This is a genomic window from Pseudonocardia sulfidoxydans NBRC 16205 (assembly GCF_007989085.1).
Lineage (GTDB): Bacteria > Actinomycetota > Actinomycetes > Mycobacteriales > Pseudonocardiaceae > Pseudonocardia > Pseudonocardia sulfidoxydans.
The window spans coordinates 65,537-91,665 of the sequence record NZ_BJVJ01000001.1; the positions used below are offsets into that span (position 1 = coordinate 65,537).

Below are 26,129 nucleotides of genomic sequence, written 5' to 3' on the forward strand. Positions count from 1 at the left end.
CGCACACCCACTGACGGGCCGACCCCCGACCATGGAGGACACGCCGTGAGCCTGCGCGCACCCGGCCGGCAGACCAGTCCGGCCACTGCGGCCGGGACCGACACCGACGCGTGGATCCGCGTCGCCGGTCTCGACAAGACCTACCCGGCACGCCGCTCCGACCCGACGGTCGCGTTGCAGGGCATCGACCTGTCGGTGCGCCGCGGCGAGTTCGTCTCGGTGGTCGGCCCGTCGGGGTGCGGGAAGACGACTCTGCTCAAGATCCTCGCCGGCCTCGTCGGCCGGAGCGAGGGCGAGGTCGAGATCGCCGGCACCGACGTCCGCGGGCCCCTGCCCCAGATCGGCATGGTGTTCCAGGCGGCGACGCTGCTGCCGTGGCGCACCGTCCGCCAGAACGTGCTGGTGCCCGTCGAGGTCCAGGGCCTCGACAAGGAGAAGTTCGGCAGACGGGCCGACGAGCTGCTCGAGATGGTGGGCCTCGCCGAGTTCGCGAACAGCTACCCCTACGAGCTGTCCGGCGGCATGCAGCAGCGCGCGGGCATCTGCCGCGCGCTGGTGCACGACCCCGCGGTGCTGCTGATGGACGAGCCGTTCGGTGCCCTCGACGCGATGACCCGCGAGTACATGAACGTCGAGCTGCTGCGCATCTGGCAGCAGAGCGGCAAGACGATCGTCCTGGTCACGCACTCCATCCCGGAGGCGGTGTTCCTGTCCGACCGGGTCGTCGTGCTCAGCGCGCGGCCCGGCCGGATCGCCGAGGTCATCGACGTCGAGCTCGACCGGCCCCGCGAGCTGTCGGTCATGGCCAGCGACCGGGCCGGCATCTACGTCGAGCGCATCCGCCGGCACTTCAACGCGACCAGCGTCATCGACTGAGCCCGGCGCGGCTTGGAGAGGAGGACCCGCATGACCACCGCGACACCCACCGGCGCACCCGTCGCCGGCCCGCCGGGCCCGGCGGCGAAGAAGGCCGCGAAGAAGGCCGCGAAGCAGCGGCGCAGCGGTCGTTTCGACGTCCGCGAGCGCCCCGAGCTGCTGCTCGTCCCCGGCGTGTTCGTCGTCCTGATCGTGCTGTGGGAGTTCGTGATCCCACTGTTCGTCGACGACTACGTGCTCCCGGTCCCGTCCCGGATCGTCGAGTCCCTGTGGTCGCAGCTCACGGACGCGCTGTTCTGGGGTCACCTGGAGGTGACGCTGCGCGAGTCGCTGATCGGCTTCGTCATCGGCGTCGGGACCGCGGTCCTGCTCGGCACCGCGATCTCGCAGGTGCGGCTCGTCGAGAAGACGTTGATGCCCTACGTCGTCGCGTTCCAGACCGTGCCGAAGGTGGCGCTCGCGCCGCTGTTCGTCGTGTGGTTCGGCTTCGGCCTGACCAGCAAGATCGTCATGGCCGCGGTCATCTCGTTCTTCCCGATGCTGATCAACGTCATCGAGGGTCTGAAGGCCGCCGACGCCGACCGCATCCAGATGCTGACGGTGTTCGGTGCGAGCAAGCTGCAGATCTTCCGGATGGTGCGGCTGCCGAGCGCGATGCCGTTCATCTTCGCCGGGCTCGACATCGGCATCGTGTTCGCGATCCTCGGCGCGGTGGTCGGCGAGTTCATCGGCGCCAAGGAAGGCCTCGGGTACCTGCTCCTGCAGACGAACTACAACTTCGACATCGCCGGCATGTTCGCCGTGCTCGTCGTGCTCTCGGTGCTCGGCCTGCTCGCGCACTCGCTGATCCGCTTCACCCAGCGCAAGGTCGCGTTCTGGGCCGAGGAGAGCCGGGTGATCGCGGCGTGACCAGGCAGGACCCGAACTCCTTCGCCGGCCGGGTCGCGCTCGTCACCGGCGCGGCCCGCGGCATCGGACAGACCATCGCCGAGACACTCGCCGAGCGCGGCGCGACCGTCGCGAACGCCGACGTGCTGCCTGCCGCGGACTGGACCAACGCGCTCGGCGCGCCGCACACACGGCACACCCTCGACGTGCGGTCACAGAAGTCGGCCGACGCGGTCGTCGCCGAGGTACTCGCCCGGCACGGGCGGCTCGACCACGTCGTCAACGGTGCGGGCATCGTGCGCCGCGGCCCGGCGGCGACCATGACCGACACCGACATCACCGACGTCCTCGACGTCAACCTGACCGGCACGTTCCGCGTCTGCCGGGCCGCCCGTGCCGCGCTGGCGCAGACGTCCGGCTCGATCGTCAACATCGGCTCGACCAACGGCCACATCGCCGTGCTGAACACGCTCGGCTACTGCGTCAGCAAGGCCGGCGTGATGCACATGGCCCGGGTGCTCGCCCTGGAGTGGGCGCCCGACGGCATCCGCGTCAACGCCGTCGGACCGACGATCGTGCCGACCGACATGACGTCGGACCTGCGCGGCAACGACGCGTACATGGCCGACAAGATGGCGACGATCCCGTTGGGCCGCATGGCCGAGACGCAGGACGTCGCCGACACGGTGACCTACCTGCTCAGCCCCGCGGCCGGCATGGTCACCGGCCAGACGATCTTCGTCGACGGCGGCGTCACGATCCACTGACCCCGTTCCCCGATTCCCCGACACCTCCCGGAGGACCACCGTGGGCGACGCGCCCGGAAGCACCCAGGTGAGCACGGCCCCGGCACCGAGCCGTGCCGACGTCGACGCCGCACTCGCCGCGGTCGACGCACACTTCGACGAGTTCGTCGCCGAGCTGCAGGAGCTGTGCCGGTTCCGCAGCCGCCGCCAGGAGCCCGACAAGATGGCCGCCACCGCCGAGTGGCTCGCCGGGTCGGCGCGGCGCCACGGCGCGACCGCCGACGTCATCGAATGGGAGCACTCGCACCCCTATGTGCTGGCCGAGGCCCCGGGCGGGCCGAAGCGGCTGCTGCACTTCACCCACTACGACGTCGAGGTCGAGCCCGCCGGCGACGACTCCGAGTGGGTCAGCGGCCCCTACGAGGCCGCGATCCGCGACGGCGCCCTCTACGCCCGCGGGGTGGCCGACGACAAGGGCGCGATCATGTCGCGCCTGCACGCCGTGGCCGCGTGGCGGCTCGCGGGTCTCACCCCGCCGGTGACCAGCGTGTTCATCATGGAGGGCAAGCAGATGCTGCACTCCCCCGGACTGGGTTCGTTCACCGCCGCGCACGCCGACCGGCTCGCCTCCGACGCCGCGCTGTGGGAGAACTCGTGGCGCGACAGCACCGGCCGCCCGCTGCTCAAGCTCGGCGAGAAGGGCGTGCTGTACCTGCGCCTGAACGTCCGCACCCTGCCCCGTGAGCTGACCAGCCAGAACACCGCGCTGCTCGCCTCGGCCACGACGCGGCTCGTCGGCGCGATCGCCGGGATGGTCGCCCCCGACGGCACCGTGCTCGTCCCCGGTTTCGCCGACGGCGCCCGCCCACCGACCGAGGCCGAGCTCGAACTGCTCGGCGACGTCGAGTTCGACGGCGAGTTCCTGCGGCGCCGCGCGGGCGTCGACGGCTTCCTCGGCGACGTCGACGACCGCGAGGCCGCCGTCGCCATCCGCACCCGCCCGACGCTGACCGTCGCGAGCCTCTCCGGTGGCGACGACCGCCAGGACGTCACCCTCGGCATCCCCGCGACGGCGACCGCGAAGATCGAGGTCCGGCTCGTCGCCGGACAGGACCCGCAGCAGGTCGTCGACGCCATCCGCGCGCACCTGGACGCGACCGGTTTCGCCGACGTCGAGATCGACGTCATGGCGACCAGCCGGCCCAGCCTCACCGACCATCGCGACCCGTTCGTCGCGCTGGTGGCCGACGCCGCCCGCCGCACCTACGGCAGCGAGCCGGTGATCGAGCCCTACACGCAGTGGATCGGCAACCAGGGCGTGCTCGCGGACCGGCCCATCGTCGGCGTGGGGGTCTCGCGCGCCGACTCCGGCGTCGACGGCCCGAACGAGCAGATCCTGCTCGAGGACTACCGGGCCGGGATCAAGCACGTCATCGAGATCATGGCCGCGATGGCCACCGAGAACAGTGAGGAGTCGGCGTGAGGAGCCTCGGAGGCCGGGCCCGGCGCGGGTACGTCGACCTGCCGTGGGGCCAGGTGCACTACCGCCACGGCGGCGACCCCGACGCGCCGGCCGTGCTGGTCCTGCACCAGTCGCCGCTGTCGTCGGCGACCTACGAGGCCGTCATCGAGCCGCTCGCCGAGCGCGGGCTGCGCATCGTCGCGCCCGACACGCCGGGCTTCGGCATGTCCGACCCGACGCCGACGACGTGGTCGATCCCCGAGTACGCCGAGGCCGCCTGGGCGTTCGCCGACGCCGTCGGCCTCGGCCGGGTGCACCTGCTCGGCCAGCACACCGGCGCCGTGATCGCCGCGGAGGCCGCGTTCCAGCAGCCCGAGCGCGTCGAGGGCATCGTGCTGCAGGGCCTGCCGCTCTACGACGACGCCGAGCGCGTCCAGAAGAAGACGGTCTACGCCCCGCCCTACGAGCCGGCCGAGGACGGCAGCCACGTGCAGGTCATCCGTGACCGGGTCAAGGGCCTGTACCCACGCCTCGACGTCGCCGAGACCGACCGGCAGGTCGTCGAGTACCTGCAGACCGGCCCCGACTACGCGACGGCCTACCGCGCCGTGTTCGACCACGTCGTCGACACCGACCGGCTCGACACGTTCTCGGTGCTGCTGCTCCACGGCGGCGACGACCTCGTCGACCGGATGACCCCACAGGTCACGGCCGCACTGCCGCACGCGCAGCTCGTCACCATCCCCGGGGGGACGGACTTCGTCGCCGACGAGCAGCCCGAGGCCTTCGCCGACGAGCTCACCCGCTACGTGCTGCGCGAACCGGCCCACGCCGGCGGTGCCCGATGACGGCCCCTCTCTACACCGCCGAGGTCGCCGCGACCGGCGGCCGGGACGGGCACGCCCGCTCGGCGTCGGGGTCGCTCGACCTCGACCTGGCCCGGCCCGCCACCCGCGGCACCGGCAAGGGCACCGACCCGGAAGAGCTGTTCGCCGCCGGGTACGCGGCCTGCTTCCTGAGCTCGCTGCACGGCGCCGCGCGCACCGCCAAGGAGAAGATCGGCGACCCGACGGTGACCGCCGCGGTCTCGCTGCACGCCGGCGAGGACGGCCGGTACTCGATCAGCGCCGCGCTCACCGTCGACGCGCCCGACTGCCCGCAGGCGACACTGGCCGGCCTGGTCGAGCGCGCCCACCAGGTGTGCCCGTACTCGAACGCGCTGCGCGTCGGCGCGACCGTGACGCTGGACGTCCGGGGCGCGCCGTGACCGGGAAGGACAGGGGGGACATGCACGTGTTGTCGACGGGAGGCGATCCGCCGCAGGACCCCGGCGCGACCGACGCCGGTTCCCGCTCGGGCCTCGCCCGGGCACTGGCCGTGATCGGCACGCTGTCCGAGCGGGCGCCCGAGGCGATGGGGGTCTCGGCGATCTCGCGCGAGCTGGGACTGTCCAAGACGGTCGCGCACCGCATCCTCAAGGAGCTCGTCGCGCTGGACTTCCTGGCCTTCGACGAGGTGACGAAGGGCTACCGGCTCGGCACGGGCGCGCTGCAGGTCGGGATGGCCGCGCTGCGCGGCCTCGACGTGCCACGCATCGCCCGGCCGCATCTGCAGCGGCTCGTGCAGGAGACCGGCGAGACCGCGACGCTGTCGGCCCGCCAGGGCGCGGCCCGCGTCTACATCGACCAGGTCCTGTCCCCGCACGAGATCCGGATGTCGGTCGCGCTCGGCACCGCACACGCACTGCACGCGGGCTCGTCGTCGAAGGCGATCCTCGCCGCGCTCTCCGACACCGAGGTCGAGGAGTACCTGGAGGCGCACGCCCTCGCGGCCGTCACCGGGAACACCATCACCTCCGCCGACGCGCTGCGCGCCGATCTGCGCGCGATCCGCGAGTGCGGGTACGCCGCGAGCCGGGGGGAGCGCCAGCACGGCGCGGGCAGCGTCGCCGCCGCGGTGCTGCTCGCCGACGGCGGTGTGTTCGGCGCGGTGTCGCTGTGCGGGCCGGTCGACCGGTTCGGCCCCGACGTCGCAGCCGACTACGGCACCCGCGTCGTCGCCGCCGCGCACAAGATCAGCCTGGAGCTCGGCTGGCAGCCCGACGGCGTGGTGGACGCGCTGTGACCAGCTCCCCCACCGCCCCGGCCGGCCCGCTCGCCGGCGTCCGCGTCATCGACGCCTCGACCATCCTCGCCGGGCCGCTGTGCGCGCAGATCCTCGGCGACTACGGCGCCGACGTCGTCAAGATCGAGCACCCCGTCGCGGGCGACAGCATGCGCGGGCACGGCCGGTCCAAGGACGGCGTCCCGCTGTGGTGGAAGGAGATCTCCCGCAACAAGCGCACGATCGGGCTGAGCCTGTCCGACCCGGGCGGCGCGGCCGTGTTCAAGGAGCTGGTCCGCGGCGCCGACGTCGTCGTCGAGAACTTCCGGCCGGGCACGTTCGAACGCTGGGGCCTGGGCCCCGGCGTGCTGCACGAGCTCAACCCCGGCCTGGTCCTGGTGCGTGTCACCGGGTTCGGCCAGACCGGCCCCTACGCCTCGCGCGCCGGTTTCGGCACGCTCGCGGAGGCGATGAGCGGGTTCGCGCACCTCACCGGGCAGGCCGACGGGCCGCCGACCCTGCCGGCGTTCGGGCTGGCCGACAGCATCGCCGGGATCGCGGCGTCGTCGGCGGTGTCGATGGCGCTCTACGCCCGCGACCACGGCTCCGGCGACGAGCGCGGCCGCGGCCAGGTGATCGACATGAGCCTGCTCGCCCCGATCCTGACCGCGGTCGGGCCCGGGCCGACGGTGTACGACCAGCTCGGCGAGATCGGCATGCGCAACGGCAACCGTTCGGCCAACAACGCGCCGCGCAACACCTACCGCACCAAGGACGACCGCTGGGTCGCGGTGTCGACGAGCGCGCAGAAGGTCGCCGAGCGCGTCATGGAGCTCGTCGGGCACCCCGAGGTGATCGACGAGCCCTGGTTCGCCACGGGTGCCCAGCGCGCCGAGCACGCCGACCTGCTCGACAGCTACGTCGGCGACTGGATCGCCGCGCGCACCCGCGACGAGGTGTCGGAGGCGTTCGCCGCCGCCGGTGCCGCCGTCGCCCCGATCTACGACGCGAGCGACATCGTCGCCGACCCGCACGTGCGGGGAACGAAGATGATCACGACCGTCGAGGACCCGGACCTCGGGCCGATCGCCATGCACGACGTGATGTGGCGGATGTCGCGCACCCCCGGGTCGATCCGGTTCACCGGGCGCCCACCGGGTGCCGACACCGACGAGCTGCTCGTCGGCGAGCTGGGCATGGACCCGGACGCCGTCGCAGAGCTGCGGGAGCGCGGCGTCGTCGCCTGACGACGCCTCCCGCGAGACGGAGAGGACGCATGACCCCCACGACGACAGAGCGGGCCGACCCGCTCCTGGCCGCCCTCGCCGGCGGCGTGACGGTCCACGACCTGGGCCGCCCGCTGACCATCGGCATGCCGCAGTCGCCGAACCACCCGCCGTACTGGCACACGCTCCCGCGCCGCCACGGCGACCGGGTGCGCAGCGACGGCGCCTCGGCGGCCAACGACATGATCACGATGGGCACGCACGTCGGCACCCACATCGACGCGTTCTCCCACGTCTCCCAGGACGGCCGCCTCCACGACGGGTCCGACGCGCACGAGGCCGGCATCGGCGGCCGCTACGCCGACCTCGGAGCGCACACCATCGCGCCGATCGTGCGCCGCGGGATCCTCCTCGACGTCCCCACCACCCTCGGCGTGGCGCACTGCGCCGACGGCTACGAGATCACCCGCGACGACCTCGACGCGACCGTGCAGCGCCAGGGCACCGTGCCCGCCGAGGGCGACGTCGTCCTGGTCCGCAGCGGCTGGGGACGGCACTTCACCGACCCCGACCCGAAGGTCTACGTCGGCCACGACTCCGGTGTCCCCGGGGTGTCGGAGGCCGGAGCGCAGTGGCTGGCCGAGCGCCGGCTGCACGCCGCGGGTGCCGACACCATCGCCTTCGAGCGGCTCGCCCCCGGCGCCGGCCACGCGGTGCTGCCGGCGCACCGGGTGCTGCTCGTCGAGGCGGGCATCTACATCATCGAGGCGATGGCGCTCGACGACCTCGCCGCCGCCGGCGTCCACGAGTTCCTGTTCGTGCTCAGCCCGCTGGCCCTGTTCGGCGCCACCGGTTCCCCGGTCCGGCCACTGGCGGTGGTCAGCGGTGGCTGAGCGCACGCTGTCCGAACACCTCGCGGCCTTCGCCGCGAAGTCCACCCAGAGCCCGCTTCCCGACGACGTCACCACGAGCGTCGGTCGTCGCGTGCTCGACGTCCTCGGGCTCTGCGTCGCCGCGCTCGACCTGCCGACGAGCCGCGCCGCCCTCGAGCACGTCGCCGAGCAGGGCGGTGCACCGCAGGCCCACGCCGTCGGGCTGCGCGCCGCGGTGCCCGCCGCGTGGGCGGCGTTCGCCAACGGCGTCACCGCGCACTCGCTGGACTACGACGACACCCACCTGCCGTCGGTGCTGCACCCCAGCGCCGCCGTGGTGCCGGCCGCGCTCGCCGCGGCCGAGTACGCGGGCGCGTCCGGCGCCCGGACCGTCGAGGCCGTCGCGGTCGGGCTGGAGATCACCGTCCGGCTCGGCATGGCCGGCTACGACGAGGCGCTCGGCAACTCGGTGTTCTTCGAACACGGCCAGCACGCGACGTCGATCTGCGGGGCGATGGGCGGGGCCGCCGCGGCCGCGCTCCTGCTCGACCTCGGCGAGGACGGTGTGCGCGACGCGCTCGGCATCACCGCGTCGATGGCGGCCGGGGTCATCGAGGCCAACCGCACGGGCGGCACCGTGAAGCGGCTGCACTGCGGCTGGGCGGCGCACTCGGCCGTCACCGCCGCGCAGCTGGTCCGCCGCGGGTTCACCGGCCCGCCCACGGTCCTGGAGGGCCGGTTCGGGTTCTTCGAGGCGTTCCTGCGCGGCGAGGCCGACCACCGCGCCATCACCGACGGCCTCGGCGACGAGTGGGCGGTGCCGGGCATCTTCTTCAAGCCCTACCCCGCCAACCACTTCACCCACACTGCCGTCGACGCCGCCGCCCGGCTGCGCGAGCGGGGCGTCCGCCCGCAGGACGTCACGGCCGCGGTGCTCGGCGTGCCGGGTGCGGTGATCCGCACCATCGGCGAGCCGATCGAGACCAAGCGGGCGCCCGTCACCGGGTACCAGGCCCAGTTCTCCGGCCCCTACGCCGTGGCCGTCGGCCTGTTCGGCGGCGGCGGGCTCGGCGCGGCGCTCGGCGACTACACCGACGCGCTCGCCGCCGACCCCGACCGGCGGGCGCTGATGTCGAAGGTCGACGTCATCGCCGACGAGCGGTGCGACGCCGTGTTCCCCCACCAGTTCCCGGCGGTCCTGCGCGTCACCACCGCCGACGGGACGGAGTGGACCGAGGAGGTGCTCACCAACCGCGGCGGCCCCGACCGGCCGCTGACCGACGACGAGCACGCCCGCAAGTTCCGCGACAACCTCGCGGTGACGCTGCCCGCCGACGTGGCCTCCGCCGTCGCCGACGAGGTCACCGACACCGTGCTGGGCCTGGCCGGCTCCGACGACGCCGCGGTCGTCGGGCGCCTGCTGGCCCGGCTCACCCCCACCTCGACCGAGGAGTAGCACGTGGCTCTCGACCTGCTCATCACCAACGCCGCCGTCGCCGGTCACGACCGGCCCGAGCCCGACCGTCTCGACATCGGCGTGTCCGACGGGAAGATCGTCCGCCTCGAGCCGGGCATCCCGGTCGAGGACGCGACCGTGGTCGTCGACGCCGCCGGCAAGCTGGCCTTCCCGGGCGTCGTCGACGCCCACCAGCACTGGGGCATCTACAACCCGCTGTCCGAGGACACCTCCATCGAGAGCCGCGCGTGCGCGCAAGGCGGGGTCACCACCGCACTGAACTACATGCGCACCGGGCAGTACTACCTGAACAAGGGCGGCCCCTACCGCGACTTCTTCCCCGAGGTCCTCGACGCCTCGGCCGGGCGCGCGCTCGTCGACTACGCCTTCCATCTCGCCCCGATGATGCGCGAGCACATCGACGAGATCCCGCGCCTGATCGAGGAGTTCGGCGTCACCTCGTTCAAGATCTTCATGTTCTACGGCGGGCACGGCCTGCACGGGCGCTCGAACGACCAGAGCTCGTTCCTCATGACCCCCGAGGGCGAGCGCTACGACATCGCCCACTTCGAGTTCGTCATGCGCGGCATCCAGGCCGCCCGCGAGCGGTTCCCGGACCTCGCCGAGGAGATCTCGCTCGGCCTGCACTGCGAGACCGCCGAGATCATGACGGCGTACCAGAAGATCGTCGAGGCCGACGACTCGCTGACCGGGCTGCGCGCCTACTCGGCGTCGCGCCCGCCGCACTCCGAGGGCCTCGCCGTCTCCATCGCCTCGTACCTGGCGCACGAGACCGGACTGCCCAAGATCAACCTGCTGCACCTGAGCTCGGCCAAGGCCGTCGACGCCGCGCTGCGCATGGCAGGGGCCTTCCCGCACATCGACTTCCGCCGCGAGGTGACGATCGGGCACCTGCTCGCCGACGTCGACACCGCGTCGGGCCTGGGCGCCAAGGTGAACCCGCCGATCCGCCCCCGCGAGGACGTCGAGGCGCTGTGGACGCACCTGCTCGCCGGTGAGCTCGACTGGGTCGTCTCCGACCACGCCTGCTGCCGCGACGAGATGAAGTTCGGCGACCCGCGCGACGACGTGTTCGTCGCCAAGTCCGGGTTCGGCGGCGCCGAGTACCTGCTCGCCGGCCTGTACTCCGAGGGCACGAAGCGCGGGCTGTCGACCCAGCGGATGGCCGAGCTGACCGCGTGGAACCCCGCGCAGCGATTCGGGCTGCGCACCAAGGGCGCCATCGCCGTCGGCTTCGACGCCGACGTCGCCCTGCTCGACCCGGACGTCCACTGGACCGTCCGCGCCGCCGACTCCGAGTCCGCGCAGGAGTACACGCCGTTCGAGGGTTTCGAGCTCGACGCCGTCGTCACCGACACGTTCGTGCGCGGGCACCAGGTGCTCGCCGACCGCAAGGTCGTCGGCGAACCCGTCGGCGGCTACCTGCACCGTCCGACCGGCCGGAGCTGAGCCGGTGCGTCCGCGCAGCTACCTCTACGTGCCGGGCGACCGCGGCGAGCGCTTCGCCCGCGCCGGCGAGCGCGGCGCGGACGCACTGGTGTTCGACCTGGAGGACGCCGTCGCCCCGCCGGCCAAGGACGCCGCCCGGGCCGCCGTCGCCGCGCACCTGCGGGCGGCACCGGCCGGCGACGGCCCCGAGCGCTGGGTGCGGGTGAACGCCGACCGGCTCGCCGACGACGTCGCCGCTGTCACCGGCGTCGCACTGGCGGGCATCCTGCTCCCCAAGGCGACGCCGGAGTCGTTGCGCCGCACCGACTCCCTGCTCCTCGACGCGGAACGGGCCGCCGGCGTGCAGTCCGGGTCCGTGGCGGTCGTGCCGGTCGTCGAGACGGCGGCCGGGCTCCTCGAGGTCGCCGCGCTGTCCCGCGGGCCCCGCGTGCAGCGGCTCGCGATCGGCGAGGCCGACCTGGCCGCCGACCTCGGGCTGGTGCCCGGGCCCGACCGCGCCGAGCTGGCGCCGCACCGGGCGGCGATCGTCGTCGCCTCGGCGGCGGCAGGGCTCGTCGCGCCCGTCGCGCCCGTCGAGACCGACCTGACCGCCACCGACGACGACCTCGCGGCGAGCACCGCCGCGCTGCTGCGGCAGGGGTTCCGGGCCCGGACCGCCGTGCACCCCAAGCAGGTCCCGGTGATCAACGCCGCGTTCACGCCGACCGCCGACGAGCTCGACCGGGCGCGGGCGGTCGTGGACACCCTCGACGCCGCCGGGTCCGGCATCGCGATCGACCCGCGGACCGGCCGCATGCTCGACGAGGCCGTCGTGCGCTCCGCGCGCGACGTGCTCGCGCGCGCCGGATCCGGGTAGCCTGCGTCACAGGGCGTCCTGCCGACGCCCGCTCCCCGGGGTGAAGAAGCCGCCTCCTCTCCCACGGAGGCGCTGAATGACGCTCGCGCACAACGCGTTCCTGGCAATCGAGTCGCCCGCCCCGGCGGTGCACCTCGTCCGCGTGACCGGCGACCTCGACACCGCCACCGCGAACCGGGTGCTGCGCCTCGTCGACGCCCGGTGCCGGCTCGTCGCCGCCGGCAGCTGCGTGACACGGCACGTGCTCGTCGACCTGTCCGGTGTGACGTCGGTGGCCCCCGGCTCGGTCACGGTCCTCGACCGGGCCCGGGAGGTCGCGCAGGCGCACGGTCTGACGGTCGACCTCGTCGGCACGTCCAAGCACACAGTCGCCCTCAGCGGCCGCGACCGGCACCTGCTGCTGCGGTTCCGCACGTTCCCGGCGGTCGGCGTGGCGCTCGACTCCCTGTGAGGTTCGGGTGGCGGGTCCCCTGACCCGTCACGCGCGGGGCGCCCACACCGTCAGGTCCTGCCAGGTCACCCGGGTGCCCCGCCGCATCTCCCCCGGCCCGCCCTGGGCCGGGTGGCCGAGGCAGACGAGGAACTCCGGCGTCCAGCCCGCGGGGACGTCGAGCACCACGCCGGCCGCGGCCCGGCTGAACGACGTGACCGGTCCGCCACCGACGCCCAGCGCGTGGGCGGCGAGCAGCACCGTCGCGGCCGCGGTACCGACGTCGACCGACAGGCTGTGCGCGTCGCGGGCGAACCCGTAGTCGACGGCCAGGTCGCGGTCGACGCAGATCGCGACGACGGCCACCGGCCGCTGCAGCATGCCCGGCGACACCATGCGCAGCGCCCGCAACGTGCCCGGATCGTCGCTGGCGACGAACCGTTGCAGGTGCCGGTTGCCGGCCGTCGGCGCCCACCGGGCGGCGTCGAGGATCTCCTCGAGCGTCGCGCGCGGCAACGGTTCGTCGGTCATCGCGCGGACGACGCGGCGGCTGCGGATCGCCGCGAGCACCGGGTTCGCGTCGTTCACGACGAGCGGCCCGGCACGTAGCGGGCCGCGAGCACCGAACCCAGCTCGGCGCAGAGGGCGTCGAGACGGGCGAGGTACTCCTCGCGACCCTCCCGCGGGACGGCGAGCTCGGGCATCGGGTCGACGTGGTCGCGGGCGAACGCCGCCGTCGGCTCCGAGGCCCTCGACGCGAGCCGGTCCGCGACCTTGCGGGCGGCCGTGAGCAGCCGCATCGGGCCGTACTCGGCGGCCTCGTCGACCTGGGTGCGGGCAGCGGTGACCAGGTAGGCGAGGACCTCCAGCGCGTCGTCCTCGTCGAGCACCCACACGGGTCCGGTCACCGGTCCACCCTGCCCCACCCCGACCGCCGGGACATCCACCATTCGACGTGCGGTGAATCCGGACCGGGCCCGGACCTGGGGTGATCGTCAGCGGACCGTCCGATCATCACTCGGCGAGAAACACGGTGATGGTGGACACACTTGCGCGGTGCGATCATGCGAGTCGTCGCAACGACGCGGCAGCACGACGAGCGGCACTGGAACGAGCGGAGCAGCGATGTCGAGTTCGGACACACCGTCAGGCGCCGACGCGCCCGGGGGCGCGTCCCGGCTGACGACCTGGCACCGCGACCTGTTCGCCGCGATCACCTCATGGCCCTGGCTGCGCGACGCCGACGAGAAGGTCGCCGCCGCCGTCCTGCCCGTCTACGACCGGCACCGCTCCAACCCCGTCGTCGAGCTCATGCACGGCGGCCGGTGGGCCGGGCACTCGCTGCACGCCGCGCTGAGCGACCTGCCGATCGGGTTCTGGGCCGGGTCGGTCGTGCTCGACGTCCTCGGCAAGGACGTCGGCGCCGCAGGCAAGGGACTCGACCCCGCCGGGGCGCTCAGCGCCGCCGGGATCGCCGCGGCCGCCGCCACCGTCGCGACCGGCGCCACGGACTGGACCGTCAGCGACGGCGAGGACCGCCGCGTCGGTCTGCTGCACGGGATGATGAACCTCGCCGGGACCACCCTGGCCGCGGCGTCGCTGGCCGCCCGCGTCGCCGGGAGACGCCGTCCCGCGCAGGCACTCGGCATGGCCGGTATGGCCGTCACCGCCGCGGCGGGTTACGTCGGCGGGCACCTCGTGCAGGGTCGCGGCCTCATGGTCAACCGGGTCGCGAACACCGCCGGTCCCAACCGGTGGGTCAAGGCGGTCGAGGAGACCGACCTGCCCGACGGCGCCACCACCGGCGTCACCGTCGAAGGACGGCAGGTCGTGCTCCACCGCTCCGGCGACACCGTCCACGCCCTCGACGACCTGTGCAGCCACGCCGGTGGCCTGCTCAGCCGCGGCGAGGTCGTCGGCTGCGTCATCTCCTGCCCGCTGCACGAGTCGCTGTTCGACCTGCGCGACGGACACATCGTCCGCGGCCCCGCCCACCACCCCCAGCCCGTGCTGCCCACCCGGATCCGCAACGGCTGGGTCGAGGTGCGGGGCTCGCAGCCGCGGGCGCGCGGGACCCGGTCGGGCGCCGCGCCCGCGGAGGGCCGCACCCGGACCCGTAGTGCCCCCACCACCACCTAGGAGGCAGCCATGGCATGGGAAGCGGTCGCGGACCTCGACCAGCTCGAAGAGGGCGACATGATGGTCGTCGAGATGAAGGGCGAGCCCATCTGCGTGGTGCGGCTCTACGAGGACGAGGCCGTCGCCGTCCACAACACCTGCACCCACCAGCAGCAGCCCCTCAACGAGGGGTACCTGCAGGAGGACGACACCCTCATCTGCCCGGCGCACAACTCCTGCTTCGACCTGCGGACCGGTGAGCCCCGCGGGGTGCCCGCGGTCAGCCCGATCCCGGTGTACGCGTGCAAGATCGAGGACGACGCGATCTGGGTCGACGCCGACCAACAGCTCAACGAGGCCGAGATCCCGCACAAACCGTTCCACTGAACCGCGGAATTCCGACCTCGCGGGCGGGGTTGGCACGGGCATGACCTCGTCCCCGTTCGACCCGCACGCGTTGCTCGCCGAGAGTCGGCTCGGTGTCCTGGCGACGATCAAGTCCGACGGCCGCCCGCAGCTCTCGCCGGTCACCCCTTTCTACGACCGTGACGCCGGACTGCTGCACGTGTCGATGACGGAGGGTCGCGCGAAGACCGCGAACCTGCGCCGCGACCCGCGCGCGACCCTGGAGGTCACCAGCGCCGACGGATGGGGCTGGGCGACGGTCGAGGGTGTGGCGACGCTCGTCGGCCCCGGCACCCGGACGGCCCCGAGGTGGAGGCCCTCGTCGGGTACTACCGCGCGGCCGCGGGCGAACACCCGGACTGGGACGAGTACCGCCGCGTCATGGTGGAGGACCGTCGCGTCCTCATGACGATGACCGTCGACCACGTGTACGGCGCGCGTATCCGCTGACCCACGGCGGGGGGTTCGCGGTCCCCGCGCGGTGTGGCGTCATCGAGCCCATCAGCCGCCGCGACTGCCGGCCGAACGCTGCTGCATCTTCGGTGGTCAGCTCGGCCCGGACCTGCGCGGGCGCGGCGTCGCCGAACGGCAGCCTGCTCTCCCCGTCGGCCGATACAGCGGTCATGTCGCCGACTCCGACGTCGACCTACGACAATCCGGGGCACGCACAGACCGATGACGTGGACCCGTTGTCGGGCCACAGCGCGGGGTCACCACACGACGTCGACGCGCTGGGGACCGCAGAACATCGGGCTCGCGACGTCGACACGGGTCGCGTCGGGGGCCAGGCGCAGCCCCGGCATGCGGTCGAGCAGGGCGCCCAGTGCCGTGGAGATCTCGATGCGGGACAGCTCGGCGCCGAGGCACAGGTGGATGCCGTGGCCGAACGAGAGGTGGCGGCGCGCGGTCGAGCGGTGCAGGTCGAAGTCGGCGGCGTCCGGTCCGAAGACCTCCTCGTCCATGTTGGCCGACTCCAGACCGACGATCAGCCGGTCGCCGGCGGCCACGGAATCGCCGTCGACGTGGGCGGGGCCGGTGACGGTGCGCAGCACCCAGCGGATCGCGGAGCCGTGGCGAAGGCCTTCCTCGCGGGCGTTGTCGAGCAACGATCGGTCGGCGAGCAGCGCCTCCCACCGGCTGCGGTCGGCCAGCAGCTCCCAGACGGTGGAGCCGATCGTGTAGGCGGTGCTCTCCAGCCCCGCGACGAACAGCTGCCAGGCGTGGAAGGCGACCTCCCGGTCGGTGAGGGGCCTGCCGTCGATCTCACCGAGGGCGAGCAGGGTGACGAGGTCGTCGGGCGGGGTGTCGGCGGTGCGTCGTTGCCGGGCGGCGGCAGTGAAGTACTCCTCCAGCCGCGCCCACATCCGGGTACCGACGAAGCTCGCGGGCAGGATCGCGGTGATGTCGAGGGAGAGCTGCGCGAGCTCTGCGGCGTCGTCGGCGGGGACCCCGACGAGGCGGCCGATGACGCGCGCGGTCAGTGGGAGCGCGAGGTCGCCGACGATGTCGGCGGGCCCGCCGTCGGGCAGGCCGTCGATGAGCTCGTCGACGTACTCGGCGATCCAGGGGGCGGCGTCGGTGATGGCGGCGCGGGCGAACCCGGGGCGCAGGAGGGCGCGCAGCCGGGTGTGCTCGGGCGGGTCGCTCTGGGTGATGAGGTCGGGCGGGGCCGGGCCGTCGCCGTCGCTCTCCAGGACGAAGTTGCCGTGGTTGCTGAAGCTGCCGTGGTCGAGCAGGGCCTCGCGGGCGTGCCGGTGGTGGGAGACGAACCCGAGGCCGGGCGCGACCCCGGTGACCGGGCAGCCGCCCCCGCGGGCGTCGGCGAGACCACGGCGCACCTCGTCGCGACCGGCCGGGGCGAGGGGGTTGAAAGCGGTCCGTTCACTGGCGACCATCGCACGCTCCTTTGCGCGTCGAGACCTTGCGACTCATTCGTAGGTTATTCGACGAACCCGCTGAAAAGCCAGCGCTCGTGCGGCCCAATTCCGTTGTCGCGCAATGCTTTTTCGCGCACACGGACGCGCCGGGCCCACCGTGGCGGGCCCGGCTCCGAGGGACACTGCTCAGCCCGGCGGCGCCAGCCCGTAGCGCTCGCCCAGCCAGTCGGCGATGCGAGCGGCCGCGAGCTCGTTGCCGGTCGGTTCACCCTCGGCGAGGGCACCGCCGAAGTGCAACCCGCGCACGGTCTCGACGGTGAGGTCGGCGGCACCGAGGGCGGCGGTCATGCGGCGCGAGTCGGCCGGGAAGGCGGCCTGGTCACCGGTGAGCTCGACGAACAGCGTGGGCACGGTGACCCCGGGGGCGCACCGGGCGAAGTCCGCGTTCGAGCTCAGGCCCGACCACGTCGAGAGCCACGCCTCGGGCGTGGTGAGCCGGCCGAACCCGACCTGGCCGTAGTTGATCAGGTCGGGACGCGTGCCGAAGAGCGACCCGTACGGCCGGTCGCTGGGGTCGATCGAGAGGTCGACGGTGCGCGGGTCGGCGTCGGTTCGGAAGACCGTGAGGATCCGCGGCGCGAGGGCACGCCGCCGGTCGGCGGCATCACCGGTGCTCCTGAACGCCGCGCGGGCCGAGGCCGTGCGGGCGAGCGACGCGCGGGCGACGGCGTCGATGCGCGCGACCCGGTCGCGCTGGGCCGCGCGGTACCGGTCGAGGAACTCCGCGGAGTACGACGAGCTGCGCGGCGGCGCGGCGAACCCGTTGTCCGGGGAGAACGGGTCGAGCGAGGGAACGACCGAGAGCGGATCGGCCTCGTCGGCCACCGACGGGTCGATGCAGCCCAGCAGCAGCGCCCCCTGCCCGGGGTGGGGGGCGAGGAAGACGGCGCCGTCGGCGACGGGCATGTCGGCGTCGGCCAACGGGACGGGACGACCCCCCGGGGTGCGCGTGAGCCGTTGCGCCGCAGGCAGCGAGGCCTGGGACAGGTAGAAGGCGTAGAGGGTGCCGCCGCCGGAGTGCCCGAGCGTGACCACCGAGTCGAATCCCTCGTCGCGCAGGAAGACCATGCCGGCGGCGACGTCGAGCAGCGCCTGCTCGTGGACGAGGGTGAGGTCGTTGTTGACCGACCGGGTGTGCTGGGTCCACACCGCGGCACCGGCCTGCAGCAGCAGGGGCACGAGGGGGTGATGGGTGAGGTCCTGGCGCGGGTGCATGAGGCCGACGACGGTCCGCGCGCCCGGCACGGTGGCCAGCACGCCGCGGACGGTCGCGCCGTCGGCCGTGGTCAGCTCGTGGACCGTGGTCGTCGTCGAGGCCGGCCGTCGGCCCGCGGCCAGGTAGCGCCCGGCGCCCAGGCCGGTGCTCACACCGGGTCCACGCGCAGGGCGTTCTTGTCGTGCTGGGTGATCCGGCCATCACGGCCCACCCCGGCGACGCAGGAGTACCAGACGGCGTGGCGGCAGCCGGTCGCGCGCCGGTCGACGACGATCGAGCCTGCCGAGCTGATCTCGAAGTACCAGCCACGCCGCCCGACGGTCACCTCGGGGTCCTCATCGGCGATCTTGACGACAGCGGTGTTCTCCGGGACGTCGAGCACGTACAGGGTGGTCACACCGGCACCCGCTCGACGATGAGTTCGGCCTTGCGCGCCAACAGCTTCCCGAATGTCGGTTCGGGGCCGGCGACGACGTCGAGCAGCGCGTCGATCGTCAGGGCGGCGTCGTCGTCCTCCTGCGGCGTCACGGGCCGCATGGCGCGGGTGATCTCGAACATGTAGCCGTTCGGGTCGTGGGTGTAGATCGACTCGATGGTCTCGTGCTGGATCTGCATCTCGACGGGCCAGGAGCTGGCGTCGAGGCGGCGCCGGTACTCCAGCAGGTCGTCCTCGGAGTCGACATGGATGGCGAGGTGCCGGGAACGGACGAAGTACTCCGGCACGTCGGCGCCGAAGCGGGCGTAGACGTCGCCCTTCTCCCCCACCGGGCCGCCGACCTGCGGCGTCGCACCGAAGTAGTAGAAGAACGCGATCCGGTCGTCGTTGCCGATGTCGAAGAAGAAGTGGATGAAGTCCGGGTGGTTCTCCGGGCCCCAGCCCGCGGCACAGATCGAGTGCACGACCGGGAAGCCCAGGACGTCGCGGTAGAAGCGCACCGTCGCCGCGGGATCAAAGGTCGGGAAGGCGACGTGGTCGACGCCGCGGACCCGATGGTCCTGTTCCGTCATGAGCCCGACGGTACGCGCGCGCTTACGGTTGCGTCAACAGTTCTACGCATGCGCTGAATCATCCGCCGTCGCGGCACGCGAAAAGGGCCCTCCACCAGCGGTGGAGAGCCCTCTGGACACCTCGCCTCAGAGACCTCGGGCCTTGGGGCCTCGGGGCCTCAGAGATCGAGCACGCGCTCGAGATGGTCGAGGTCCTGGCGCAGCATCTTCAGCGCCGCCGCCGGACCCTCACCGTCGAGCGTCTGCGCGTCCGGCCTCGCCAGCGCCCCGACGGCCATGTCGGCCAGCTGCGAGACCACCGACCACCCGGAGTCACGCCCACCCGGGTGGAACCACCACGCCACCCAGTTGCACATCCCCAGGACCCCGAGGGCCGCGACCCGGGCGTCGACGGGACGGAACAGGCCCGCGCGCACCCCCTCCTCGACGACACCGGCGATGGTGCGCAGCACGTCGCGGCGCGATGCGGCGTACGCCTCGGTGAGCTCCGCCGGCAGCTCCGCCTCCGACCGGATGAGCAGCCGGAACTGCTCGGGCTGGGTGACCCTGCGGCCCGCGATGATCTCGACGACACCGCGCAGCTTGGCCACCGCGTCGACGTCCGCGCGGGCGGCCAGCGCGTCGAGCTCGTCGAGTGGACCGTTGGTGACCTCGGTGACGAGCTTCGCGAGCAGCTCGTCCTTGCTCTTCACGTAGTAGTACAGGGCGGGCCGGGTGATACCGAGGGCGTCGGCGATGTCCTGCAGGCTCGTCCCGGCGAAACCACGTTCGGCGAACAGCCGGGTGGCGTGCTCGAGGAGCTCGTTCTCGACGAGCTCGCGCCGCGTCGTCACACCGGCCGCACGCCGTCCCCGGAACTCCGCACCGCTCATGACGCGATCGTAGAGGCCCCGACCGACGAGCCGGCCCCGGCGAGCAGCGTGCCCGCGCCGGGCAGCCGGGGATCCAGGTCCAGCGCCCGCAGCAGCGAGAAGGCACCCGCCGTCGCGGCCGACAGCACCGGAAGGCCGAACTCCGCCTCGGCGGGGGCCACGAGGTCGAGCGAGGGCATCTGCACGCACGCCGAGATGACGAGCGCGTCGGCTCCCGCCATGGACAGCCCGCGGGCGGCGGTCATGACCCGCTCGCCCGGGATGCAGCCGACCTCCGCGTTGTCGCCCACCTCGAGTGCCGCCCAGTCGACGACCTCGAAGCCCTCGGCCTCCAGGTAGCCGACGACCTGCTCGGCGAGCGGCCGCAGGTACGGCGTGACCAGCGCGATCCGCCGCGCGCCCAGCGCCTGCAGCCCCTCGACCAGCGCGCCGGCGCTGGACCGGACGACGGTGTCGGGCAGCTGGTCACCCACCAGGGCCTCCACGCGCTGGTGCTCCCCCGGCCCCTGCGCCATCAGCGCCACCAGGCACGCGTAGAGCAGGGCATCGACGCCGGCGTCGGCCAGCTCGTCGACACACCGTTCACGCTGGGCGTTCATGGCACGCAGCTCCTCCGGCGAGACGCGGTGCATCCGCATCCGGCTGCCGTGGAAGGAGAACGTCGCGTCGGCGTGCCTGGCGAGCAGCGCCGGGATCTCCGTCTCGACGGTGACGTTCGAGCTGGGGACGACCAGCCCGATGCGGTGCGGCGTCATGGGTTCTCCTCGGTCAGCGTGGCGGTGATCGCGGCCTGCAGCCGTTTCTTGTCGGTCTTGCCGACGAGCGTGCGGGGGATCTCGTCGAGGTGCTCGATGCGTTCGGGCCACTTGAACTTGGCGACGTCGAGCGCTGCGAAGTGGGCCTGCACCTCGGGCAGGTCCAGCGGCTCGCCGCGGACGACGACGTAGGCGCAGGTCCGCTCCCCCAGCCGCGGGTCGGGCATGGCGACGACCGCCGCGGCGGCGACGCGGGGGTGGCGCAGCAGGAGCAGCTCGACCTCCTCGGCGTTGATCTTCTCCCCGCCACGGTTGATCAGGTCCTTGATCCGCCCCTCGACGGACACGCACCGGTCGCCGCCGATGCTGCGCACCGCGGCGAGGTCGCCGGTGCGGTAGAAGCCGTCGGAGGTGAAGGCGCGGGCGTTGTGGTCGGGGGCGTCGAAGTAGCCGCGCAGCGTGTACGGGCCGCGGCAGGCGAGCTCGCCGACCTCCCCGTCGGGCACCTCGTCCTCGCTGCCCGGCACGAGGATGCGGATCTCGTCGTGCGGCGACAGCGGGGTGCCCACCGTCGTCGCGCGGGCCTCGCGCGCCGCGCCGGGACGCGTCGTCAGGAACAGGCCCTCCCCCATCCCGAACAGCTGTCCCGACCAGATGCCGCGTGCCTCGATCGCGTCGAACAGCGCGGGTGGGACCTTGGCCCCGGAGAGCACGACCTGGGTGAGCGCGGCGGCCGCGGCGGCGAACCCGGGATGGTCGGCGGCGCGGAAGTGGCCGTGGCCGAGCAGGACGTGCGTCGCGCCCTCGCGGGCCATGAGCGGCAACGACTCGTCGAGGTCCGCGGTGCCCAGGACCAGGGCCGCCCCGACGCTGTGCGGGGCGTGCACGGCACACACGATCCCGGCGTTGTGGATGATCGGGATGAGGTGGGCGACGCGGGTCGTGGAGTCCCAGCCCCAGGAGCGGGCGTACTCGGCGGCGTTGTACCAGTACTCGGCGTGCAGCCGCGGGATCACCTTGGGCACGCCCGTCGTGCCGCCGGAGAGCTGGAAGACGGCGACGTCGTCGGGGTCGATCGCGGCCTGCACCTTCTCGACGGCGACGCGCGCGGCGGCGGGGTCGGTCCCCGCGCCGAGGGACGTGACCGGGACGCCGCGGTCGTCGTCGCCGACGACCAGTACCTGGCGCAGCGTCGGGTGGTCGCGCTGCTGGTCGAGGGCGAACCCGACGAGGTCGAACCCGCGCGTGCCGGCCTCGACGAGGTGCGCGACGGCACCGACCCGGCGGCTGATCTCGCCGATCTCGTGGCCGCGGTGCGCGGCGAGCGTGCAGACGGGCACGAGCCCAGCCTTGAGCACCCCGTACCAGGCGACGACGGCATCGAGCCGGTTGGTGAGCTGGAACAGCACGGGGTCGCCGGGGCGCAGCCCGAGGTCGAGGAGCCCGGCGGCGAGCAGGTCGGTGCGGGTGTCGAGCTCGCCGAAGGTGACCCGGCCGTCGAGGGCGACGACGGCGTCGCGGTCCGGGTGCGCGGCGGCGACGCGGGTCAGCTCGTTCGCGATCGTGGCAGTGCCCCACAGCCCGGCGGCGCGGTAGGCGGCGGCGTCGTCGGCGGGGTAGCGGACCAGGCGGGGGTCGGTGGTCATCGCTCCTCCGTGAGCACGATGTGGTCCATCCTGCCGCTGACCAGCGCGGCGGCCAGGTCGTCACGCAGGGCGGCGGGCGCGGCGACGGCCACCTGCACCCCTGCCTCACGCCGTACCCGCTCGGCGAGATCGGTACGGGTGAGGACGGCGGGCCGGTCCGCGGCCCCGGTGAGGACGACGGCCCCGGTGCCGGCGGCGGCGCGGGCGACGATCGCGTCCCCCTCGGGAGACCAGGGGTCGTCGAGGTCGGCGTGGAGCTCCCGCATCGCGGCGGGGGCCGGGCGGGTGCGGTCGAGCACCCAGTCGGTGATCGCGCCCGCGGGTGGGGGGCCGTCGCCGCCGTACTGCGTGAGCGCTGCGGCGACGACGTCCGGTGCGGTGCTCGCGAACCGTTCGAGGGGCACGTTCCCCGCCCGGGACATGTAGGCGACCATGAGCCGCTCGACGGGCAGGTCGAGCCGGTCGGGGAACGACTCCCACCACAGCCGGCTGCGCCGCGCGAGCTCCTGCAGCCGCTCGACCGACGGTCTGCGGACGCGTTCGTAGCGGGCGAACGCCGCGGCGCGGTCGGGCTCCTCGCGCAGCGCGTCGACGAGCCCGATCGCGTCCTCCATGGCGAGCTTGGTGCCCGAGCCGATGGAGAAGTGCGCGGTGTGGGCGGCGTCGCCGAGCAGCACGGTGCGCCCGTCGGACCAGCGGTCACAGCGGACCGTGCGGAACCGCAACCAGCGGGTGCGGTTGCCGATCAGCCGGTGCCCGCGCAGCGTGCCGGCGAACGCGTCCTGCAGGTACCGCAACGAGGTGTCGTCGGAGGCGTCGGTCGCGTCCGTGGTGGCGTCGAAGCCTGCGCGCCGCCACGTCGCCTCGTCGGTCTCGATGAGGAAGGTGCTCGTGCCCGTCGCACCGGCGCCGGAGTACGGGTATGCGTGGGTGACGAACACGCCGTGCTCGGTGCGGACCGGGGCGAACACGGCGTCGTCGAGGGCGAAGTCGGTGCCGCACCACAGGTAGAGCCCGCGGCCGACGTCGATCGACGCGCCGAAGTCGCCCGCCTCGCGGGTGGCGCTGCCGACCCCGTCCGCGGCGACGACGACCTCGGCGTCCAGGTCCGCGGCCGCACGACGGTCACCGAAGCGGAGGTCGACCCCGGCCTTCTCGGCGTGCCGCTGCAGGACGGCCAGCAGCTCGGTGCGGGCGATCCCGACGAGCCGGTCGTTGCGCACGCGCGCGATGCCCCCGTCGACGGTCATCGTCATGTCGTGGCGCAGCCCGGCGGCGACGATCTCGCGCAGGGTGTCGGGGTCGGCGGCCTCCAGCTTGCGCTGCGTCCCCGCGGCGAGTCCGACCCCGAAGCCGAACGTCGTGTCGGGCTCACCCTGCTCGTGCAGGACCACCTCGCACCCGGGGTTCGCGAGCTTCAGCAGTCGTGCGGCGTAGAGCCCGCCCGGTCCACCGCCGAGCACCGCGACGCGATGCAGATCCATCCCGACCTCCCCCGCCGGCAGCGGCACAGCCACCGACTTTGACTATTACGTCGACTATTCGACGATATGGATGGTGCGGTCGTCAAGCGCCTCGGCCGCTTGACTGTTAGCGAATGTGTTGAATAGTCTACGCAACCGTCAGATGCCGCGGTCCGGGGTCTCCCGGCGCCGACGCGGCTCTCTCGTCGCGCGAAGGAGCGTGAGTCATGGCCTATGTCATCGGCGTGGACGTGGGCGGCACGTTCACCGATGCCGTGCTCGACGACGACGCCGGCACCGTGCTCGCCGCGAAGTCCCCCTCGACCCCGCCCGACTACTCCCGCGGCGTCCTCGACGTGCTCGGGCTGCTCGCCGAGCAGCTCGGCCGGACGCTGCCGGAGATGCTGGCCGACACCCACCACATCGCGCACGGCACGACCTCGTCGCTCAATGCGCTCGTGACCGGTGACGTACCGCCCGTCGGGTTCCTCACCACCAAGGGCCACCGCGACTCGATCTACATCATGAACGTCGAGGGCCGCTACCTGGGCCGCTCACCGCACGAGCTGCAGCACGTCCTCGGCCAGGCCAAGGACCACTCCCTCCTGCCCAAGCGGCACGCCCTGGAGGTCACCGAGCGCATCGACCGCGACGGGACCGTCGTCGTCGCCCTCGACGAGGACGAGGCCCGGGCGGCGATCCGCGCCCTGCTCGCCGACGGCGTGAAGGCGATCGCGGTCTCGCTGCTGTGGTCGTTCCGCAACCCGGTGCACGAGCGCCGGCTGCGCGAGCTCATCGCCGAGGAGGCACCCGACCTGTTCGTGGCGCTGTCGTCGGAGGTCAGCCCCCGCATCCGGGAGTTCGCCCGCAACGCCACCACGATCATGAGCACCCAGATCGGGCCCGGCCTGCGCGACTACCTCGGCACGCTCGAGTCGTCGTTGCGCGACAACGGCCTCACCGGCCCGCTGCTCGTCATGCAGTCCAACGGTGGCGCCGTCGCGGCCGCCCAGGCCCCGGCGACCGCGATCAGCACGGTCGGGTCGGTCCTGACCGGCGGCGTCGTGGGATCGGTCGCGCTCGGCCGACAGCTCGGGCACCGCGACATCATCTCCACCGACGTCGGCGGCACGACGTTCCTGGCCGGGCTGATCGTCGACGGCGAACCGGTGCGCGACACCACCACGGTGATCAACCACCACCCCATCAACGTGCCCACCCTGCACGTCGACGCCATCGGTTCCGGCGGCGGCGCCATCGCCTGGCTCGACGCGGGCGGCAACCTGCGGATCGGCCCGCGCAGCGCGCAGGCCGTCCCCGGCCCCGCCTGCTACGGCAACGGCGGCACCGAGCCCACCAACACCGACGCCAACCTCGTCCTCGGCATCCTGCCCGAGCGGGGCCTGCTCGGCGGGCGCAAACCGCTGTCGCTGGACCTGGCGCGCCAGGCCATCGACACCCAGATCGCCAAACCGCTGGGCCTCACCGTCGAGGAGGCCGCCGCGGCCATCTACACGGTGCAGAACGCGCAGACCGGTGACCTGCTGCGCAAGACCGTCGTCGAGGCGGGCCACGACCCGCGCGACTTCGTGCTCTACGCCTTCGGCGGTGCCGGCCCCGCGCACTGCGCCGGGTACGCGGCCGAGGTGGGCTGCGACGAGGTCGTCGTCCCGCTCGGGCCGGTGGCGTCGGCGTTCTCCGCCTTCGGGCTGGCGTCGAGCGACATCGTGCTGGCCGCCGAGCTGTCCGACCCCACCGTCGTCCCGTTCGATCCGCAGCGCGCGGAACGCAACTTCGCCGACCTCGAGAAGCGCGTCCGCGACGGCCTGGAACGCCAGGGCGTCACGTTCGAGACCGTCGAGCTGTTCCGCGAGGTCGACATGCGGTACTCGATGCAGCTGGCCGAGGTCACCGCGCCGGTGGCCGACGGCCCGCTGGACGTGGCGGCGATCGAGGACGCGGCGGCCGCGTTCGAGGCCCGTTACGCCGAGCTGTTCGGCAAGGACGCCGGGTTCCGCGAGGCCGGCATCCAGGCCATCACCTTCCGCGTCCGCGGCGTCGGGGTGCTGCCGTTCAGCCCGAAACTTCCCGAGATCCCGCCCGCGGAGTCCGACGCGACCCCGACGACCACGCGCCCGGTCCAGCTCGACGCCCGCCTCGGCTACGTCGACACGCCGATCTACGACTACCGCGAGCTGCGCGCGGGCCACGTCCTCACCGGTCCGGCGATCGTCGAGGTGCCCACCACGACCGTCGTCGTCCCCGGCGGCACCACCGGGACCGTCGACCACCTCGGCAACCTCACGATCCGCAGGAGTGCTTGA

At 73.2% G+C, this 26,129-nt stretch carries 26 protein-coding genes and 1 pseudogene; 17 read left to right on the forward strand and 10 right to left on the reverse strand.

Going from position 1 to position 26,129, the window contains the following annotated elements:
• The first annotated feature begins 45 nt into the window (after window positions 1–45).
• The 13 genes from PSU4_RS00280 (at window position 46) to PSU4_RS00340 (ending at window position 12,406) form a co-directional block, all read left to right on the forward strand.
• Window positions 46–876, forward strand: a complete 831-nt coding sequence (locus PSU4_RS00280) for an ABC transporter ATP-binding protein (protein ID WP_147101360.1) — start codon at window positions 46–48, stop codon at window positions 874–876.
• A 30-nt stretch (window positions 877–906) separates the two neighbouring features.
• The gene (locus PSU4_RS00285; protein ID WP_147101363.1) at window positions 907–1,785 is read left to right on the forward strand and encodes an ABC transporter permease; all 879 of its coding nucleotides are present in this window, start codon (window positions 907–909) and stop codon (window positions 1,783–1,785) included.
• A complete protein-coding gene (locus PSU4_RS00290; RefSeq protein ID WP_147101366.1) occupies window positions 1,782–2,531 on the forward strand; it encodes an SDR family NAD(P)-dependent oxidoreductase in 750 nt (249 codons plus the stop codon). The genes PSU4_RS00285 and PSU4_RS00290 overlap by 4 nt, the downstream gene beginning before the upstream one ends.
• A gap of 67 nt (window positions 2,532–2,598) precedes the next feature.
• A complete protein-coding gene (locus tag PSU4_RS00295; RefSeq protein WP_147101369.1) occupies window positions 2,599–3,993 on the forward strand; it encodes a M20/M25/M40 family metallo-hydrolase in 1,395 nt (464 codons plus the stop codon).
• Window positions 3,990–4,820 carry an alpha/beta fold hydrolase gene (locus PSU4_RS00300; RefSeq protein WP_147101372.1) on the forward strand — a complete coding sequence of 277 codons (831 nt, stop codon included), beginning with the start codon at window positions 3,990–3,992 and terminating at the stop codon, window positions 4,818–4,820. Before PSU4_RS00295 ends, PSU4_RS00300 begins: the two co-directional genes overlap by 4 nt.
• Complete coding sequence (locus PSU4_RS00305) at window positions 4,817–5,239, forward strand: Ohr family peroxiredoxin (protein ID WP_147101376.1); 423 nt, start codon at window positions 4,817–4,819, stop codon at window positions 5,237–5,239. The genes PSU4_RS00300 and PSU4_RS00305 overlap by 4 nt, the downstream gene beginning before the upstream one ends.
• Before the next feature lie 20 nt (window positions 5,240–5,259).
• Entirely contained in the window at window positions 5,260–6,096 is an 837-nt protein-coding gene (locus PSU4_RS00310) for an IclR family transcriptional regulator (protein ID WP_147101379.1), read from the forward strand.
• Window positions 6,093–7,322: a CaiB/BaiF CoA transferase family protein gene (locus PSU4_RS00315; protein ID WP_147101382.1), complete on the forward strand. Its 1,230-nt coding sequence runs from the start codon at window positions 6,093–6,095 to the stop codon at window positions 7,320–7,322. The genes PSU4_RS00310 and PSU4_RS00315 overlap by 4 nt, the downstream gene beginning before the upstream one ends.
• A gap of 29 nt (window positions 7,323–7,351) precedes the next feature.
• Window positions 7,352–8,194: a cyclase family protein gene (locus PSU4_RS00320; RefSeq protein WP_147101385.1), complete on the forward strand. Its 843-nt coding sequence runs from the start codon at window positions 7,352–7,354 to the stop codon at window positions 8,192–8,194.
• The gene (locus PSU4_RS00325) at window positions 8,187–9,629 is read left to right on the forward strand and encodes an MmgE/PrpD family protein (protein WP_147101388.1); all 1,443 of its coding nucleotides are present in this window, start codon (window positions 8,187–8,189) and stop codon (window positions 9,627–9,629) included. Before PSU4_RS00320 ends, PSU4_RS00325 begins: the two co-directional genes overlap by 8 nt.
• 3 nt (window positions 9,630–9,632) lie before the next feature.
• Window positions 9,633–11,099, forward strand: a complete 1,467-nt coding sequence (locus tag PSU4_RS00330; protein ID WP_147101391.1) for a dihydroorotase — start codon at window positions 9,633–9,635, stop codon at window positions 11,097–11,099.
• 4 nt (window positions 11,100–11,103) lie between these two features.
• A complete protein-coding gene (locus PSU4_RS00335; RefSeq protein ID WP_147101394.1) occupies window positions 11,104–11,955 on the forward strand; it encodes an HpcH/HpaI aldolase/citrate lyase family protein in 852 nt (283 codons plus the stop codon).
• Between the two features lie 76 nt (window positions 11,956–12,031).
• Entirely contained in the window at window positions 12,032–12,406 is a 375-nt protein-coding gene (locus PSU4_RS00340) for an STAS domain-containing protein (protein ID WP_147101397.1), read from the forward strand.
• A 27-nt stretch (window positions 12,407–12,433) separates the two neighbouring features.
• On the opposite strand, the gene PSU4_RS00345 is transcribed toward PSU4_RS00340, so the two are convergent.
• Window positions 12,434–12,973 carry a nitroreductase family protein gene (locus PSU4_RS00345; protein WP_147101400.1) on the reverse strand — a complete coding sequence of 180 codons (540 nt, stop codon included), beginning with the start codon at window positions 12,971–12,973 and terminating at the stop codon, window positions 12,434–12,436.
• Window positions 12,970–13,293: a DUF6092 family protein gene (locus PSU4_RS00350; RefSeq protein WP_147101403.1), complete on the reverse strand. Its 324-nt coding sequence runs from the start codon at window positions 13,291–13,293 to the stop codon at window positions 12,970–12,972. Before PSU4_RS00350 ends, PSU4_RS00345 begins: the two co-directional genes overlap by 4 nt.
• Before the next feature lie 217 nt (window positions 13,294–13,510).
• Between PSU4_RS00350 and PSU4_RS32095 the strand changes: the two genes are divergently transcribed.
• The 3 genes and pseudogenes from PSU4_RS32095 (at window position 13,511) to PSU4_RS00365 (ending at window position 15,358) form a co-directional block, all read left to right on the forward strand.
• Window positions 13,511–14,524, forward strand: a complete 1,014-nt coding sequence (locus tag PSU4_RS32095; RefSeq protein WP_147101406.1) for a Rieske (2Fe-2S) protein — start codon at window positions 13,511–13,513, stop codon at window positions 14,522–14,524.
• Window positions 14,525–14,533: 9 nt separating this feature from the next.
• Entirely contained in the window at window positions 14,534–14,890 is a 357-nt protein-coding gene (locus tag PSU4_RS00360; RefSeq protein ID WP_147101409.1) for a Rieske (2Fe-2S) protein, read from the forward strand.
• Window positions 14,891–14,930: 40 nt separating this feature from the next.
• A pseudogene (locus tag PSU4_RS00365) lies at window positions 14,931–15,358 on the forward strand (PPOX class F420-dependent oxidoreductase).
• A 260-nt stretch (window positions 15,359–15,618) separates the two neighbouring features.
• Here the strand turns inward: PSU4_RS00365 and PSU4_RS00370 are convergent.
• The 8 genes from PSU4_RS00370 to PSU4_RS00405 all read right to left on the reverse strand — a co-directional run bounded on the left by PSU4_RS00370 (window position 15,619) and on the right by PSU4_RS00405 (window position 23,826).
• Complete coding sequence (locus PSU4_RS00370; RefSeq protein ID WP_147101412.1) at window positions 15,619–16,803, reverse strand: cytochrome P450; 1,185 nt, start codon at window positions 16,801–16,803, stop codon at window positions 15,619–15,621.
• A gap of 168 nt (window positions 16,804–16,971) precedes the next feature.
• Window positions 16,972–18,213, reverse strand: coding sequence for an alpha/beta hydrolase (locus tag PSU4_RS00375; RefSeq protein ID WP_147101415.1), 1,242 nt, complete (start codon window positions 18,211–18,213; stop codon window positions 16,972–16,974).
• Entirely contained in the window at window positions 18,210–18,458 is a 249-nt protein-coding gene (locus tag PSU4_RS00380; RefSeq protein ID WP_147101417.1) for a hypothetical protein, read from the reverse strand. The genes PSU4_RS00375 and PSU4_RS00380 overlap by 4 nt, the downstream gene beginning before the upstream one ends.
• A complete protein-coding gene (locus tag PSU4_RS00385; protein WP_147101423.1) occupies window positions 18,455–19,069 on the reverse strand; it encodes a VOC family protein in 615 nt (204 codons plus the stop codon). Before PSU4_RS00385 ends, PSU4_RS00380 begins: the two co-directional genes overlap by 4 nt.
• Window positions 19,070–19,227: 158 nt before the next feature.
• Entirely contained in the window at window positions 19,228–19,941 is a 714-nt protein-coding gene (locus tag PSU4_RS00390) for a TetR/AcrR family transcriptional regulator (protein WP_147101426.1), read from the reverse strand.
• Complete coding sequence (locus PSU4_RS00395) at window positions 19,938–20,696, reverse strand: maleate cis-trans isomerase family protein (protein WP_147101429.1); 759 nt, start codon at window positions 20,694–20,696, stop codon at window positions 19,938–19,940. Before PSU4_RS00395 ends, PSU4_RS00390 begins: the two co-directional genes overlap by 4 nt.
• On the reverse strand, window positions 20,693–22,342 hold the full coding sequence (locus PSU4_RS00400; protein WP_147101432.1) for a (2,3-dihydroxybenzoyl)adenylate synthase: 1,650 nt from the start codon (window positions 22,340–22,342) through the stop codon (window positions 20,693–20,695). The genes PSU4_RS00395 and PSU4_RS00400 overlap by 4 nt, the downstream gene beginning before the upstream one ends.
• A complete protein-coding gene (locus tag PSU4_RS00405) occupies window positions 22,339–23,826 on the reverse strand; it encodes an FAD-dependent monooxygenase (protein ID WP_147101436.1) in 1,488 nt (495 codons plus the stop codon). The genes PSU4_RS00400 and PSU4_RS00405 overlap by 4 nt, the downstream gene beginning before the upstream one ends.
• 206 nt (window positions 23,827–24,032) lie before the next feature.
• Between PSU4_RS00405 and PSU4_RS00410 the strand changes: the two genes are divergently transcribed.
• Window positions 24,033–26,129: a hydantoinase/oxoprolinase family protein gene (locus tag PSU4_RS00410; RefSeq protein ID WP_147101440.1), complete on the forward strand. Its 2,097-nt coding sequence runs from the start codon at window positions 24,033–24,035 to the stop codon at window positions 26,127–26,129.

Bases quoted from the DNA above. Each gene is read 5' to 3' on its own strand.
- PSU4_RS00385 (WP_147101423.1), bottom strand. From the start codon at position 19,069: ATGACGGAACAGGACCATCGGGTCCGCGGCGTCGACCACGTCGCCTTC.
- PSU4_RS00370 (WP_147101412.1), bottom strand. From the start codon at position 16,803: ATGGTCGCCAGTGAACGGACCGCTTTCAACCCCCTCGCCCCGGCCGGT.
- PSU4_RS00320 (WP_147101385.1), top strand. From the start codon at position 7,352: ATGACCCCCACGACGACAGAGCGGGCCGACCCGCTCCTGGCCGCCCTC.
- PSU4_RS00390 (WP_147101426.1), bottom strand. From the start codon at position 19,941: ATGAGCGGTGCGGAGTTCCGGGGACGGCGTGCGGCCGGTGTGACGACG.
- PSU4_RS00405 (WP_147101436.1), bottom strand. From the start codon at position 23,826: ATGGATCTGCATCGCGTCGCGGTGCTCGGCGGTGGACCGGGCGGGCTC.
- PSU4_RS00305 (WP_147101376.1), top strand. From the start codon at position 4,817: ATGACGGCCCCTCTCTACACCGCCGAGGTCGCCGCGACCGGCGGCCGG.
- PSU4_RS00410 (WP_147101440.1), top strand. From the start codon at position 24,033: ATGGCCTATGTCATCGGCGTGGACGTGGGCGGCACGTTCACCGATGCC.
- PSU4_RS00340 (WP_147101397.1), top strand. From the start codon at position 12,032: ATGACGCTCGCGCACAACGCGTTCCTGGCAATCGAGTCGCCCGCCCCG.
- PSU4_RS32095 (WP_147101406.1), top strand. From the start codon at position 13,511: ATGTCGAGTTCGGACACACCGTCAGGCGCCGACGCGCCCGGGGGCGCG.
- PSU4_RS00360 (WP_147101409.1), top strand. From the start codon at position 14,534: ATGGCATGGGAAGCGGTCGCGGACCTCGACCAGCTCGAAGAGGGCGAC.
- PSU4_RS00285 (WP_147101363.1), top strand. From the start codon at position 907: ATGACCACCGCGACACCCACCGGCGCACCCGTCGCCGGCCCGCCGGGC.
- PSU4_RS00310 (WP_147101379.1), top strand. From the start codon at position 5,260: ATGCACGTGTTGTCGACGGGAGGCGATCCGCCGCAGGACCCCGGCGCG.
- PSU4_RS00395 (WP_147101429.1), bottom strand. From the start codon at position 20,696: ATGACGCCGCACCGCATCGGGCTGGTCGTCCCCAGCTCGAACGTCACC.
- PSU4_RS00400 (WP_147101432.1), bottom strand. From the start codon at position 22,342: ATGACCACCGACCCCCGCCTGGTCCGCTACCCCGCCGACGACGCCGCC.